General features: G+C 58.5%; 12 protein-coding genes and 1 pseudogene. 7 read left to right on the plus strand and 6 right to left on the minus strand.

The window, feature by feature from the left end; genetic code table 11:
* Positions 1-112: 112 nt before the first annotated feature.
* Together argJ and secA are read right to left on the minus strand one after the other, a co-directional pair.
* Positions 113-1,330, minus strand: a complete 1,218-nt coding sequence (gene argJ / locus PMI36_RS13475) for a bifunctional glutamate N-acetyltransferase/amino-acid acetyltransferase ArgJ (protein ID WP_008072440.1) — start codon at positions 1,328-1,330, stop codon at positions 113-115.
* Positions 1,331-1,450: 120 nt separating this feature from the next.
* A complete protein-coding gene (gene secA / locus PMI36_RS13470; protein ID WP_032830487.1) occupies positions 1,451-4,186 on the minus strand; it encodes a preprotein translocase subunit SecA in 2,736 nt (911 codons plus the stop codon).
* Between the two features lie 307 nt (positions 4,187-4,493).
* Here secA and PMI36_RS13465 point away from each other — a divergent pair, with 307 nt between their 5' ends.
* Positions 4,494-4,949 carry a DUF721 domain-containing protein gene (locus PMI36_RS13465; RefSeq protein WP_008072442.1) on the plus strand — a complete coding sequence of 152 codons (456 nt, stop codon included), beginning with the start codon at positions 4,494-4,496 and terminating at the stop codon, positions 4,947-4,949.
* Positions 4,950-5,097: 148 nt separating this feature from the next.
* On the opposite strand, the gene PMI36_RS13460 is transcribed toward PMI36_RS13465, so the two are convergent.
* Positions 5,098-6,585 (minus strand): helicase HerA-like domain-containing protein, encoded by a 1,488-nt coding sequence (locus tag PMI36_RS13460; RefSeq protein ID WP_032830489.1) that lies wholly within the window; start codon positions 6,583-6,585, stop codon positions 5,098-5,100.
* A gap of 184 nt (positions 6,586-6,769) precedes the next feature.
* Between PMI36_RS13460 and PMI36_RS32500 the strand changes: the two are divergent.
* The 5 genes and pseudogenes from PMI36_RS32500 to PMI36_RS13440 form a co-directional block, all read left to right on the plus strand.
* Positions 6,770-7,801: pseudogene (locus PMI36_RS32500) on the plus strand (HAMP domain-containing protein); the annotation flags it as partial.
* Between the two features lie 93 nt (positions 7,802-7,894).
* Positions 7,895-8,659, plus strand: a complete 765-nt coding sequence (locus PMI36_RS32505) for a methyl-accepting chemotaxis protein (protein WP_427623017.1) — start codon at positions 7,895-7,897, stop codon at positions 8,657-8,659.
* 218 nt (positions 8,660-8,877) lie between these two features.
* Positions 8,878-9,999 (plus strand): glycosyltransferase family 4 protein, encoded by a 1,122-nt coding sequence (locus PMI36_RS13450; RefSeq protein ID WP_008072445.1) that lies wholly within the window; start codon positions 8,878-8,880, stop codon positions 9,997-9,999.
* On the plus strand, positions 9,992-10,768 hold the full coding sequence (locus tag PMI36_RS13445; protein ID WP_008072446.1) for a DUF2334 domain-containing protein: 777 nt from the start codon (positions 9,992-9,994) through the stop codon (positions 10,766-10,768). The genes PMI36_RS13450 and PMI36_RS13445 overlap by 8 nt, the downstream gene beginning before the upstream one ends.
* Entirely contained in the window at positions 10,765-11,760 is a 996-nt protein-coding gene (locus PMI36_RS13440; protein WP_008072447.1) for a lysylphosphatidylglycerol synthase transmembrane domain-containing protein, read from the plus strand. The genes PMI36_RS13445 and PMI36_RS13440 overlap by 4 nt, the downstream gene beginning before the upstream one ends.
* Before the next feature lie 89 nt (positions 11,761-11,849).
* On the opposite strand, the gene PMI36_RS31715 is transcribed toward PMI36_RS13440, so the two are convergent.
* Positions 11,850-12,026 (minus strand): hypothetical protein, encoded by a 177-nt coding sequence (locus PMI36_RS31715; protein WP_007903851.1) that lies wholly within the window; start codon positions 12,024-12,026, stop codon positions 11,850-11,852.
* An 81-nt stretch (positions 12,027-12,107) separates the two neighbouring features.
* Positions 12,108-12,956 (minus strand): formyltetrahydrofolate deformylase, encoded by an 849-nt coding sequence (gene purU / locus PMI36_RS13435; protein WP_008072448.1) that lies wholly within the window; start codon positions 12,954-12,956, stop codon positions 12,108-12,110.
* A 327-nt stretch (positions 12,957-13,283) separates the two neighbouring features.
* Between purU and mvaT the strand changes: the two genes are divergently transcribed.
* Entirely contained in the window at positions 13,284-13,661 is a 378-nt protein-coding gene (gene mvaT / locus PMI36_RS13430; protein ID WP_007933316.1) for a histone-like nucleoid-structuring protein MvaT, read from the plus strand.
* Between the two features lie 98 nt (positions 13,662-13,759).
* Here the strand turns inward: mvaT and sbcB are convergent.
* The coding region (sbcB, locus tag PMI36_RS13425) for an exodeoxyribonuclease I (RefSeq protein WP_008072449.1) at positions 13,760-14,828 on the minus strand (1,069 nt) is incomplete at its 5' end.

The following is a 14,828-nucleotide window of genomic DNA, read 5'->3' on the forward strand; positions in this document are numbered from 1 at the left end:
CGCCTTCGCGAGCAAGCCCGCTCCCACAGTTAATCGAGTTCTTCCGCAAGAAATGCAATCAAATGTGGGAGCGGGCTTGCTCGCGAAGGGCGCGACTCGGTCCGGACCTGATTTACGTACGGTACTCGGCGTTGATCTTCACGTATTCGTGGGACAGGTCAGTGGTCCAGATGGTTTCGCTGCAATCGCCGCGACCCAGCTCGATACGGATGGTGATTTCTTCCTGTTGCATCACTGCCGCGCCCTGGGCTTCGGTGTAGGTAGCGGAGCGAGCGCCACGGCTGGCGATGCACACGTCACCGAGGAATACGTCGATCTTGCTCACGTCCAGGTTCGGTACGCCGGCACGGCCCACGGCGGCCAGAATGCGACCCCAGTTCGGGTCGGAGGCGAACAGCGCGGTCTTGATCAGCGGCGAATGGGCCACGGTGTAACCGACGTCCAGGCACTCCTGGTGATTGCCGCCGCCGTTGACTTCCACGGTGACGAACTTGGTCGCGCCTTCGCCGTCGCGCACGATGGCCTGGGCCACGTCCATGCAGACTTCGAACACCGCTTGTTTCAGCAAAGCGAACAGCGGACCGCTGGCTTCGGTGATTTCCGGCAGTGCTGCCTGACCGGTGGCGATCAGCATGCAGCAGTCATTGGTCGAGGTGTCGCCGTCGATGGTGATGCGGTTGAACGACTTGTTGGCGCCGTCCAACAGCAGGTTTTGCAGCACCTCGCGGGAAACTTTAGCGTCGGTGGCGATGTAACCGAGCATGGTCGCCATATTCGGGCGGATCATGCCCGCGCCTTTGCTGATACCGGTGACGGTGATGGTCACGCCGTCATGCTGGAACTGGCGGCTGGCACCCTTGGGCAGGGTGTCGGTGGTCATGATGCCGGTAGCGGCGGCTTCCCAGTTATCGACCGACAGGTCGTCAAGGGCGGCTTGCAGCGCGCCTTCGATTTTTTCGACCGGCAGCGGCTCGCCGATCACACCGGTGGAGTACGGCAGCACCAGGCTTGCATCGACGCCAGTCAGCTCAGCCAGCTTGGCGCAAGTGCGTTCGGCGGCAGCAAGGCCTGGTTCGCCGGTACCGGCGTTGGCATTGCCGGTGTTGGTCAGCAGGTAACGTACCGGGCCTTGCACGCGTTGTTTGGCCAGGATCACGGGAGCGGCGCAAAAGGCGTTCAGGGTGAACACGCCCGCCACTGTGGAACCTTCGGCACAGCGCATGACCACGACATCCTTGCGCCCCGGGCGCTTGATGCCGGCCGAGGCGATACCGAGTTCAAAACCGGCAACCGGGTGCAACGTTGGCAAAGGACCAAGACCAACAGCCATGAATGCGCTCCTTAATAAATGATGTCTGCACCGCCGTCGGGGCGTCGGTGGTTTAAATGGCAAAACGCCGCGACGGCATAAGCCGGTCGCGGCGCGGGTATTTCAGCGTATGAAACGGGTTTACTGGATCTGCCCGTGGCAATGCTTGAACTTCTTGCCCGAACCGCAGTAGCACAGCTCGTTACGGCCCAGCTTCTGCTCGTTGCGCACCGGTGCGGTGGCGAGGGCTACGTCGACCTCTTCACCCAACACTTCCGGTTGCTCCAGGCCAGGTGCTTCGTCGTGCTGGAACTGCATGCGCGCAGCCAGTGCTTCGGCTTCCTGACGCAGGCGAGCTTCTTCTTCGATCGGATCTTCGCGGCGGACCTGAACGTGCGACAGCACACGGATCGAGTCGCGCTTGATCGAATCCAACAGCTCGGAGAACAAGGTGAAGGACTCGCGCTTGTATTCCTGCTTCGGGTTCTTCTGCGCATAACCACGCAAGTGGATGCCGTGACGCAGGTGGTCCATGGTCGACAGGTGGTCCTTCCACAGATCGTCCAGTACGCGCAGAACGATTTGCTTCTCGAAGGTACGCAGTGCTTCGGCACCGGCCTGGTCTTCTTTCTCGTTGTACGCGGCGATCAGCTCGTTCATCAGCTTTTCGCGCAGGGTCTCTTCGTAGAGGTGATCGTCTTCGTCGAGCCACTGCTGGATTGGCAATGCCACACCGAAGTCGCTCTGCAACGCCGCTTCCAGACCGGCCACGTCCCACTGCTCAGGCAGCGATTGCGGTGGAATGTGCGCGCTGACAGTTGCGTTGAGCACGTCCTGACGGAAATCGGCGATGGTTTCGCCGATGTTGTCGGCGGCCAACAAACTGTTACGCATGTGATAGATCACTTTACGTTGTTCGTTGTTGACGTCGTCGAACTCGAGCAGTTGTTTACGGATGTCGAAGTTGCGGCCTTCAACCTTGCGCTGAGCCTTCTCGATGGCGTTGGTCACCATGCGGTGCTCGATCGCCTCACCGGACTGCATGCCCAGCGCCTTCATGAAGTTCTTCACCCGGTCAGAGGCGAAGATGCGCATCAGGCTGTCTTCCAGCGACAGGTAGAAACGGCTGGAACCGGCGTCGCCCTGACGACCGGCACGACCGCGCAACTGGTTGTCGATACGGCGCGATTCGTGACGCTCGGAAGCGATCACCTGCAAACCGCCCGACTCCAGCACTTGCTGGTGACGTTTCTGCCAGTCGGCCTTGATCTGGGCAATCTGCTCAGGGGTCGGGTCTTCAAGCGAAGCGACTTCCACTTCCCAGTTACCGCCCAACAGGATGTCGGTACCACGACCGGCCATGTTGGTGGCGATGGTCAGCGCGCCCGGACGACCGGCCTGAGCGATGATTTCGGCTTCTTTTTCGTGGAACTTGGCGTTCAGGACCTTGTGTTCGATGCCTTCCTTCACGAGCAGGCTGGACATGTGCTCGGACGTTTCGATGGTGGCGGTACCCACCAGCACCGGACGGCCCTGAGCCATGCACTCCTTGATGTCGCCGATGATCGCCGCGTATTTCTCTTCGGCGGTCAGGAACACCAGGTCGTTGTAGTCCTTACGCGCCAACGGTTTGTTCGGCGGGATGACCATGACCTGCAGGCCATAGATCTGATGAAACTCGAACGCTTCGGTGTCTGCGGTACCGGTCATGCCGGACAGCTTGTTGTACAGACGGAAGTAGTTCTGGAACGTGGTCGACGCCAGGGTCTGGCTCTCGGCCTGGATGTTCAGGTGTTCCTTGGCTTCGATGGCCTGGTGCAGGCCTTCGGACAAACGGCGACCCGGCATGGTACGGCCGGTGTGTTCGTCGACCAGTACGACCTGACCGTCCTGCACGATGTATTCGACGTTGCGATTGAACAGTTTGTGCGCGCGCAGACCAGCATAAACGTGGGTCAGCAGACCGAGGTTATGCGCCGAATACAGGCTCTCGCCTTCAGCCAGCAGGCCGACGCGGGTGAGCATGTCTTCGATGAACTGGTGACCGGCTTCGTTGAGTTCGACCTGACGGGTCTTCTCGTCCACGGTGTAGTGGCCAGCCTTGGTGACTTCGCCTTCGACTTCTTCGACGTGCAATTCCAGCTGCGGGATCAGTTTGTTGATCTCGATGTACAGCTTGGAGCTGTCCTCGGCCTGACCGGAAATGATCAGCGGGGTACGGGCTTCGTCGATGAGGATGGAGTCGACTTCGTCGATCACGGCAAAATTGAGTTCGCGCTGGAATTTTTCTTCCATGCTGAACGCCATGTTGTCGCGCAGGTAGTCGAAACCGAATTCGTTGTTGGTGCCGTAGGTGATGTCGGCGGCGTAAGCAGCGCGCTTTTCTTCCGGCGGCTGGAATGGGGTGACCACGCCGACCGTCATGCCGAGGAATTCGTAGAGCGGACGCATCCAGTTGGCGTCACGGCGGGCCAGGTAGTCGTTCACCGTCACAACGTGCACGCCCCTACCGGACAGCGCGTTGAGGTAAACGCCCAGTGTTGCCACCAGGGTCTTGCCTTCACCGGTACGCATTTCCGCGATCATGCCTTCATGCAAGGTCATGCCGCCGATCAGCTGGACATCGAAGTGGCGCATACCCATGACACGCTTACCGGCTTCGCGGGCGACCGCAAAGGCTTCTGGCAGCAGTTTGTCGAGGGTTTCCCCTTTGGCGAGGCGGGCCTTGAACTCGTCTGTCTTGGCACGCAATTGATCGTCCGAAAGGGCCACCATTTGCTCTTCGAAGGCATTGACGAGCTGCACCGTCTTGAGCATGCGCTTGACTTCACGCTCGTTCTTGCTTCCAAAAAGTTTCTTTAACAAAGGCGCAAACATATCGGCAGGATCTTCCACACTAAAGGGATGGAGGGCGGCCCCGTGAGTCGCCCGTGCAGCCCTCATGGCCGCATGCGAACGAGTATTCTACCCGGAAACGATGGTGAGGAAAGTGGCGTTATTCCACGATGCATGCACTGCGCTATGACGGGGCTCACTTAAAATAAGGGCATTTTGCTGAACTTCAACCCATCAAGGGCATAAGTTACTTGTTGATTTAATGGGTAAAGCGCTCGCAAAGCAATGGGTCGGGGGCAGCGGGTGCTTTCTGTTACCATGGCCGCTCTGTTACTTCAGGTGTCTGATCATGGCATTTCGCCCTCTCACGGCCAGAGCACCCGCCGTTCTGCTTCGCGAAGCCAAACCGCTGAAAGCCATTTTTGGCCATGCTCAACGCCTGGGTCATTTACAACGCCTGGTGGAAAGTCAGTTGCAGCCGGCGGCCCGCGAGCACTGCCATGTAGCGTCGTGGCGCGAAGGCAGTTTGCTGCTGATTGTCACCGACGGTCACTGGGCCACCCGCCTGCGTTATCAACAAAAGCGTCTGCAACGGCAGTTACAGCTGTTCGACGAGTTCGCCAGCCTGACGCGAATTCTGTTCAAGGTTCAACCGCCTACCGTTCAGCAAGGGGCTGCGGGGCATACGATAAATTTGTCGACCGATGCGGCGGCGACCATTCAGGCGACGGCTGACGGGATTGCCGACCCGAACCTGCGGGCGGCCCTCGAACGGCTGGCGGCGCACGCCAAGCCCAAAACCTGACATAAAACCAAAGTGGGAGCAACCAAAGTGGGAGCGGAAAGTGGGAGCGGGCTTGCTCGCGAAGAGGCCATCACATTCAACATCAATGTTGACTGTCAGACCGCTTTCGCGAGCAAGCCCGCTCCCACATTTTTACTGTGCCTGCTCGCTATCGGCGTTTGCTGCCACCGAGCAAAGACCCCATCAACCCGCGTACCAATTGTCGGCCCAATTGATTCGCCGCCTGTCGCATCGCTGATTTCAATGCCTGGCCTGCCGCTGTGCCGAGGAATTCCCCGGCCTGCTCGGTGAAACTCGGCTCTTCAGGTGCAGGTTTGCCCGGCACAGCTTCGGGATCCGGCGCCAGGCCTTTGCGCCCCATCAGCACTTCATAAGCCGATTCGCGATCGACCGGCTTGTCGTAACGCCCCTTGAACGGCGAACCGGCAATCAGCACGGTGCGCTCGGTCTCGGTCAGCGGCCCGATCCGCGATTGTGGCGGTGCAACCAATACACGCTGGACCATCCCGGGTGTGCCCTTGTCCTGCAAGGTGCCGACCAGTGCCTCGCCGATCCCCAACTCGGTCAACACCGACAAGGCTTCAAATGCCGGGTTCGGCCGGAAACCGTCGGCCACCGCGCGCAGGGATTTCTGCTCTTTGGCGGTGAATGCGCGCAAACCGTGCTGAATGCGCAGGCCCAGTTGAGCCAGTACATCATCCGGCAAATCACCTGGCGATTGGGTGACGAAATACACCCCCACACCTTTCGAGCGAATCAGTCGCACCACTTGTTCCAGACGCTCCTGCAACGCCTTGGGCGTACCGGCGAACAACAAGTGCGCTTCATCGAAAAACAGCGCCAGCAGCGGTTTCTCGGCATCGCCGCGCTCCGGCAGTTGCTCGAACAGTTCGGCCAGCAGCCACAGCAAGAACGTCGCATAGACCTTCGGTGCTTCATGCACCAGACGGCTGGCATCGAGCAAGTGAATGCGCCCGCGACCATCCACGGCCGGTTGCAACATGTCTTCCAGCTGCAGCGCCGGTTCACCGAACAATGCTTCGGCGCCTTGCTGTTCCAGCGTCGCCAAACGGCGCAACAGCGCCTGGCTGGAACCGGTGGTCATCAACGCGGCGTCATCCCCCAACAACTCGGGGTTGTCGCGCAGGTGATTGAGCAGCGCCTTCAAGTCCTTCAAATCCAGCAGCAGCAACCCTTCACGGTCGGCCACTTTGAACGCGGCATAGAGTGCCGACTGCTGGCTGTCGGTCAGCTCCAGCAGGCTGCCGAGCAACAACGGGCCCATTTCGCTCAAGGTCGTGCGCAGTGGATGGCCGGACTGACCGTTAATGTCCCACAGGGTCACCGGATACGCCTGAGGCTTATGGTTCAGCCAAGGCATGCCGGCGATCCGCTCGGCGACTTTGCCTTGAGGGTTGCCGGCAGCGCCCAGGCCGCACAAGTCGCCTTTGATGTCCGCCGCGAACACCGCCACGCCCGCATCGCTGAAGGCTTCGGCCAGGCGCTGCAAGGTGACGGTTTTACCGGTCCCGGTAGCGCCCGCTATTAGCCCGTGACGGTTGGCCAGGCGCATGGCCTGGGCGATGGACTGGCCCGCGAGGTCGGCGCCGATAACGAGTTGCGATGAATCAGGCATTTTGTCACCCATGGTTAATCTTTGATCCTTCATGGCCGATAACAAGCGGGAGACCAGACTGAAAATAGCGTCGGTAATTCCCTAAGGAGAGGTGGAAATATCAGCTTACTTTCAACACTGCCCATTTTGCGCGCCTTTATAAAAGCACGCCCTGGACATTAAGACTTTAGCGGACCCCCAAGCCATGAATAAAAATCTGCGCTTCAGCCATAAAATACTGCTTGCCGCCGCCCTCATCGTTATTGCTGCCTTCGCCTCGTTCACACTGTACAACGACTATCTGCAGCGTAATGCGATACGCAACGACCTGGACAACTACCTGCAAGAAATGGGCAGCGTAACGGCCAACAATATCCAGACCTGGCTGGCCGGACGCAGCCTGCTGATCGAGAACCTGTCACAAAACGTCGCACTGAACGCCGACACCGACAACGTCTCCAAACTACTCGAACAGAAGGCGGTAACCTCGACTTTCATGGGTGCCTATCTGGGCAACAAGGATGGCACCTTCATCATCCGCCCTGACAGCAAGATGCCCGACGGCTATGACCCTCGCGTCCGGCCCTGGTACAAGAGCGCCCAAAGCACCGGCGGCTCGGCACTGACCGAACCGTACATCGACCTGGCGTCCGGTCAACTGGTCATTTCCATCGTCAACAGTGTGCTCAAGGACGGTCAAAGCATCGGCGTGGTCGGTGGCGACTTGAGCTTGCAGGTGATCGCCGACAGCCTCAACGCGCTGGACTTCGACGGCATGGGTTACGCCTTTCTGATCAGCGCCGATGGCAAGATCCTGGTTCACCCGGACAAAGCCCTGGCGATGAAGTCCCTGAGCGAGGCGTACCCGAAAAACACCCCGCGCATCAGCAGCGACTTCAGTGAAATCGACGTCGACGGCAAGACCCGCATCGTCACGTTCACTCCGATCAAAGGCCTGTCTTCGGTCAATTGGTACATCGGCTTGTCGGTGGATAAAGACAAAGCCTTCTCGATGCTCAGCGAATTCCGTGCCTCGGCGGTCGTCGCGACTGTGATTGCCGTGGCAATCATCATCGCCCTGCTCGGCATGCTGATCCGCCTGCTGATCCAGCCGCTGCACGTCATGACCCGCGCCATGGAAGACATCGCCGACGGTGAAGGCGACCTGACCAAGCGCCTGACCATCCAGAATCAGGACGAATTCGGCATCCTCGGCACGGCGTTCAACCGTTTCGTGGAACGGGTTCATACCTCGATCCGCGAAGTGTCCTCGGCCACCGGCCAAGTCAACGAAGTGGCCCTGCGTGTAGTGGCCGCCTCGAACTCGTCGATGTTCAATTCCGACCAGCAAGCCTCGCGTACCAGCAGCGTTGCTGCGGCAATCAACCAGCTCGGCGCCGCAGCCCAGGAAATCGCCCGCAACGCCGCGCAAGCGTCAAGTCAGGCCAGCGACGCGCGCAGCTTGGCCGAAGATGGCCAGCAAGTGGTGGATCGCAGCATTGCCGCGATGAATCAGCTGTCGACCATGCTCAGCGCCTCGAGCACCAACATCGAATCGCTGAACAGCAAAACCGTGAACATCGGGCAGATTCTCGAAGTGATCACCAGCATCTCCCAGCAAACCAACCTGCTGGCGCTCAACGCTGCCATTGAAGCGGCGCGTGCCGGTGAAGCCGGGCGCGGTTTTGCCGTGGTGGCCGACGAAGTGCGCAACCTGGCGCACCGCACACAAGAGTCGGCGCAACAGGTGCAAACCATGATTGAGGAGCTGCAAGTCGGCGCCCGGGAATCGGTCAGCACCATGAGCGACAGCCAGCGCCACAGCCAGGACAGTGTGGAAATCGCCAATCTGGCCGGCGAACGCTTGAACAGCGTGACGTTGCGCATCGGCGAAATCGACGGCATGAACCAGTCCGTGGCCACGGCGACCGAGGAACAGACGGCGGTGGTTGAATCGATCAACGTGGATATCACCGAGATCAATACGCTGAACCAGGAAGGCGTGGAAAACCTGCAATCGACGTTGCGGGCATGCTCGGACCTTGAGCAACAGGCTTCGCGATTGAAGCAGTTGGTGGGTAGTTTCCGGATTTAGTGCCTGAACTGGCCCCTTCGCGGGCAAGCCCGCTCCCACAGTGATCTCTGTCGTACACAAAATATGTGTCCACCGAAGATCATTGTGGGAGCGGGCTTGCCCGCGATGAGGTCCACTCAGACACCACAAATCCCGCTATAGCCCCCACCCGCAAAACCCCAACCGAACATCTATCCTTCATATAGGTCAACCCAAGGGAGAACAAACGGACCGGAGGGATGTTCATCGTGCATATCGCTGACATAACCATGTTCTACGCCCCTGCCAGCGGTGGCGTGCGCACCTATCTGGATGCCAAACACCGTCGACTGGGCAGCAAGTCAGGCATTCGCCACAGTTTGCTGATTCCTGGGGCTCATTTGAGTGAACAGGATGGCATTTACACGGTTCCGGCCCCTGCCCTGCCCTTTGGCAAGGGTTATCGCTTTCCCCTCCGCCTCGCGCCGTGGCGCAATGTCCTGCAGGATTTGCAGCCTGACCTGATTGAAGCCGGCGACCCTTACCTGACTGCCTGGGCCGCTTTGGACGCCAAGCGGCAGCTCGATGTGCCGGTGATCGGTTTTTATCACTCGGATCTGCCGCTGCTGGTCAGCAATCGCATGGGCAATTGGGTTACACCCAATGTCGAAGCTTATGTCAGCAAACTTTATAGCAACTTCGACCGGGTTCTGGCACCGAGTCAAATCATGGCCGATAAACTGATCGGGTTGGGCGTCAAAAACGTTTTCGTACAACCGCTGGGCGTCGACCTGCAAACGTTCAACCCCAGTGCACGGGATCCAGGTTTGCGGGCCGAATTGGGCATCGATGAAAACACTCACCTGTTGATCTTCGCCGGCCGTGGGTCCAAGGAAAAAAACCTGCCGGTGCTGCTCAAATGCATGAAGCGCTTGGGTCGTCGTTACCATCTGTTACTGGTGGGTTCGTCAATGCCGACCCTGGTGCCGCGCAATGTCACCGTCCTCAATGAGTTCTACCCGGCGGCGCAAGTCGCGCGCTTGATGGCCAGTGCCGATGCGCTGGTGCATGCCGGTGATCAGGAAACCTTTGGCCTGGTGGTCCTCGAAGCCATGGCCAGTGGCATTCCGGTGGTGGCCGTGGCGGCCGGGGCTTTTCAGGAAATTGTCACCGATCAATGCGGCCTGCTTTGCGCGCCGAACAATCCAGCAGCGATGGCCAACGCGGTGCGCGAACTGTTCAGTCAGGGCAGTGCCGCGCTGGGCAAGAAAGCCCGTAGCCATGTCGAGCAGCATTACGCCTGGGATATCGTGGTCGACAGCCTGCTGGGGCACTATCACGCGGTACTCGGCACTCAATGGCCACTGATCGCCAATGGTTGAGCCCATGAACGCGCCCAGCCTGATACTGGTATTGCACGACGTTGCGCCGCAAACCTGGCCCGATTACCAAGCCTTTGTCGAAGCCGTCGACGCATTGGGTAAGGTGCCGATCACCTGGCTGGTGGTGCCCGATTTGCACAAACATAACGACCTGGCCGCGTATCCGGCGTTTCGACGTTTGCTGACCCGCCGCGTCGCTCGCGGTGACGAACTGGCACTGCACGGTTACTTTCATTGCGATGAAGGGCCAATCCCCATCACTCCCCGAGACTGGTTCATGCGCCGAATCTACACCCATGAAGGCGAGTTCTACGATTTGCCTCTGGAAGCCGCCCTCTCCCGCCTGCATGCCGGAATCGAGGTGTTTCACCGTTATAACTGGCCACTCGAAGGTTTCGTCGCCCCCGCCTGGCTGATGAGCGAAGGCACCCGCCAGGCCTTGCGCCAGGTACCGCTGCGCTACACCAGCGACTCGCAGCATCTGTATCGTTTGCCGGATTTCACCGCAATCGATGCCCCCGGTCTGGTCTGGAGCGCACGCAGCGCCTGGCGCCGCGGTCTGTCGAAAATCGTCAGCGATCAGCGCGAGCAACGTTGGCGCCAGGCGCCGGTGATTCGTCTCGGCCTGCACCCCGTGGACATGCGCCATGAGTTTTCGCGTCACTACTGGCTGCACACCCTCAAGCGCTTGCTCGACGAGGGACGTGTGCCGATGACCAAGGCCAACTGGCTGGCACAGCAACGCGACGTCGTCGGTCGCGCCGCATGAGCCGCGGGATTCTGCTGGTCGTCGCCCTGCTCGCTGCGGTGCTCATCCCGTCGTTACTGGGCGGCGGCGAGACATGGTCGCGGCTGCAAAGCTTTCCGCTGAAATGGTTGTTGGTCATGTTTGGCATGATCCTGCTGTGCTGGATGCTCAACACCCTGCGCTTGCGCCTGTTGCTGGGAGATCAGCGCGGCAAAATCAGTCACGTCAAAAGCCTTGGGGTGGTGATGTCCGCCGAATTCGCTTACTGCGCCACCCCCGGTGGCAGTGGCGGACCGCTGACCATCATGGCCCTGCTGGCACGCCACGGCGTACGACCGGCCAGGGGCAGCGCCGTGTTCGCCATGGATCAGTTGAGCGATCTGCTGTTTTTTCTCTGCGCGCTGAGCGCGATTCTGATTTATGCACTGTTCCAGCACCTCAGTCAGCGCATGGAATGGCTGCTGACCGTCAGCGCCATCTCGATGTTCGGCGGACTGTTCAGCTGCGTATTAGCGGCTCGCTACCACCGCTCGCTGATTCGTCTGAGCGGTCGCTTGCTCACTCGTCTCAATGTCCAAGGCACCACCCGGATGCGCTGGGCGCGAAAACTCCTGCACTTTCTGGCGGCGTTCACTGACACACTGAAGTTGCCCTTTCAGACATTGATCACTGTGTTTGCACTGACCTGCCTGCATTGGCTTTTGCGCTATAGCGTGTTGTATCTGGCGTTGCGCGGGCTGGGCGTGGATTTGCAGTGGGCCTGGTGTTTTCTGATCCAGATGCTGTCACTGAGTGCGGGGCAGTTCAGCCTGTTGCCGGGCGGGGCCGGAGCGGCGGAATTGACATCGGCGGCGCTGCTGGCGCCTATGGTCGGGAAGTCCACCGCGGCGGCGGCGATTCTGATCTGGCGGACAGTGACTTATTACTTCTACCTGGTGGTCGGTGGTCCGGTGTTTTTGCTGATGCTCGGGCGGCCATTGCTCAGGAAGCTGATGAAGTTCAAACGGGCTTAAAAGATCGCAGCCTTAAAAGATCGCAGCCTTCGGCAGCTCCTACAGGGTATACACCGCGCCCTTGGAGCTGCCGAAGGCTGCGATCTTTTTCAGGAGTCCCCGGATTCATCCTCAGAATCGTCCTGCAACTGCTCCCACAACTCGGCGGCACCGGGAAACTCCGTACCGTCTTCGGCGCTCAGGTCATCCGGGTCATAGCGACTCAAACAGCCCTCACCCAATGTGGCGGGTGCTTTGGAAGTGGCTTTGTCCAATGGATCGGCCATGGTCATGTTCTCAGTGCAAAAACGGCGAAGGGCCTGCAGCGATTGAACGCTCAGGCCCTTCGAATTTCAACCGTATGGCTATCAGAACACCACGGTTTTATTGCCATGCACCAGCACCCGGTCTTCCAGGTGATAACGCAGACCACGGGCCAGCACCATTTTCTCGACATCACGGCCGAAGCGCACCATGTCTTCAATACTGTCGCTGTGACTCACGCGCACCACGTCTTGCTCGATGATAGGACCGGCGTCCAGCTCTTCGGTGACATAGTGGCAAGTGGCGCCGATCAACTTCACACCGCGCATCGAAGCCTGGTGATACGGCTTGGCACCGACGAACGACGGCAAGAAGCTGTGATGAATGTTGATGACTTTATGGGCATATTCGCTGCACAACTCAGGCGGCAGAATCTGCATGTAACGGGCAAGTACCACCACTTCGGCCTCGTGCTGTTTAACCAGACGCGAGACTTCGGCGAAGGCCGGCTCCTTGTTCTGTGGATTGACCGGAACATGGTAGTAAGGAATACCGTGCCACTCGACCATGCTGCGCAAATCATCATGGTTGGAAATCACGCAGGTGATTTCACAGTCCAGTTCGTCGCTGTGCCAGCGGTGCAGCAAGTCGGCCAGGCAGTGAGATTCACGGCTGGCCATCAACACCACGCGTTTCTTCTGCTCGGTGTCGGTGATGCGCCAGTCCATCGAAAACTCTTCGGCGATCGGTGCAAACGCTTCACGAAAGGCTTCGATACCGAAAGGCAGCGAATCGGCACGAATTTCGTGACGCATGAAGAACCAGCCACTGAGATTATCCGAGTGGTGGCTCGCTTCAGTGATCCAGCCGTTATGTGACGCCAGAAAGTTACTGACTTTAGCAACGATGCCGACGCGGTCCGGGCAAGCAATCACCAGCCGAAAAGTGCGCATGAGGGGGAAACTCCAGAACTTCGCAAAGGCCGCTATTCTAGCGATTGCGCAGCAAAACTGCAGTATTGATGACGTATGGCTTTGTCCACAGGTCCGGTACAGGTTCTGCAAGCACCAGGCTGCCCCACGCGATGGTGTTCTTGCGGGCAATCTTCAAGAGGTCAACTGAGAATATTTGTGACGCTATTTAACTGTCCCTCCAATGTGTGTCCTATTCCGCAACTAATTTAAATAAAACTCCGGTTAAATGTTTACTTGATGAAACACCCTGACTATTATTGTCGCACTGTCACCCTGCCATCCAGCGCCCAACATAAGGTAGTCCTCATGTCCTTGATCAACGAATATCGCGCCACCGAAGAAGCTATCAAAGAGCTGCAAGCCCGTTTGAAGAATCTGTCCCAAGACGACAAACTGCAAACCGAGCTGGAATTCGAAGGCAAACTGCGCACCCTGATGGGCGAATACTCCAAATCCCTGCGCGACATCATCGCGCTGTTGGATCCAGAGTCCAAAACCAAGGCTCCACGTGGCGGCGCAGTAAAAACTACCGGCACCAAGCGTGCTCGCAAAGTTAAACAATACAAAAACCCGCACAACGGCGAAGTCATCGAAACCAAAGGTGGCAACCACAAGACTCTGAAAGAGTGGAAAGCCAAGTGGGGCGGTGATGTGGTTGAAGGTTGGGCTACCCTGCTGGGCTAAGCCGCAAGCGTGTCGCAGACTGATTCGCGACCAAAAGAACGCCAGCAAATGCTGGCGTTTTTTTATGCCTGAAATTCAAGCGCGGGTTATTTTCGTTTTCAAAGACTCAAACGTTTGCGTAATGACTGGACATGATTCTGCCATTGATCCAGAACCTCTCGCTGAAACGATGTAGCACTAGTCGTCAATTGAGCAGCCGCCTCCAGAAAACTATTCAGCGTATTTGGCGCGCCCCACTCAGGCGCACATAAACGTTTCTGACAGAATATTCGCCAGCGTTCTTGCTCTTCCAAGCTCAACGTATCGGGAAAGTTGCGTGCGCGATAACGAAACAATAATTCAGGCAAACGTTCATCATCGAAAGGCCACTGTTCTTGTGCTAATTGCGCAGGGTCGGCAGCTCTGACTTGCTCACATAGACGCCGGTCCCGATCACCGATAAAACCGTCGTATAACTGTTGCTCGGGGTCTTGGCTCGGAGAGAAATCGTCGCTGGCGTAAATACCTGCCACTTTATCTCGCCAAACGTGTTGTGCGTCACTTAGCCGCAGCGCCCGCTCCTGATAAAGCGCCATGTCCAGCCCCAGACGTTGCTGATCTACAGGACGGAGTACCGATAACGGCGCCACTACCGGGCACTTGTTTATGTGTATGAGCTTGAGCGGCACCGGCAGTTCGCCTTCGGCCAAGTCATCGCGGCGGGTATAAAGCCGCTGACGCAAGGTTTCGGCATCCAGGTCGAGCAACCCCTGAGGGTCCAGGTGCAGGTCACAGACAATCAGCGCGTTGCGATTACGGGGATGCCAGGCCAACGGCAGCACCACACCCATATAGTTGCGGGCGGCCGAAAAGCGCCCGGAAATATGCACCATCGGCTGCAACAGCCGAATTTGATCCATGACCTTTTGTTTACTGCGCAGTTGAAACAGCCAGTCATATAACTTCGGCTGTTTTTCCCGAATCAGGCGCGCCAAAGCGATAGTGGCTCGGACATCCGACAGCGCCTCGTGCGCATGCCCATGATCGATACCATTGGCGGCGGTCAGACGTTCGAGTTTGAGCGTGACTCGCCCCTCCTCGTCCCTGGGCCAGACGAGGCCATCGGGACGCAAGGCATAAGCTGCGCGCACCACATCGATCAAGTCCCAGCGGCTGTTGCCGCCCTGC

The organism is Pseudomonas sp. GM79, assembly GCF_000282495.1.
Classification (GTDB): Bacteria; Pseudomonadota; Gammaproteobacteria; order Pseudomonadales; family Pseudomonadaceae; genus Aquipseudomonas.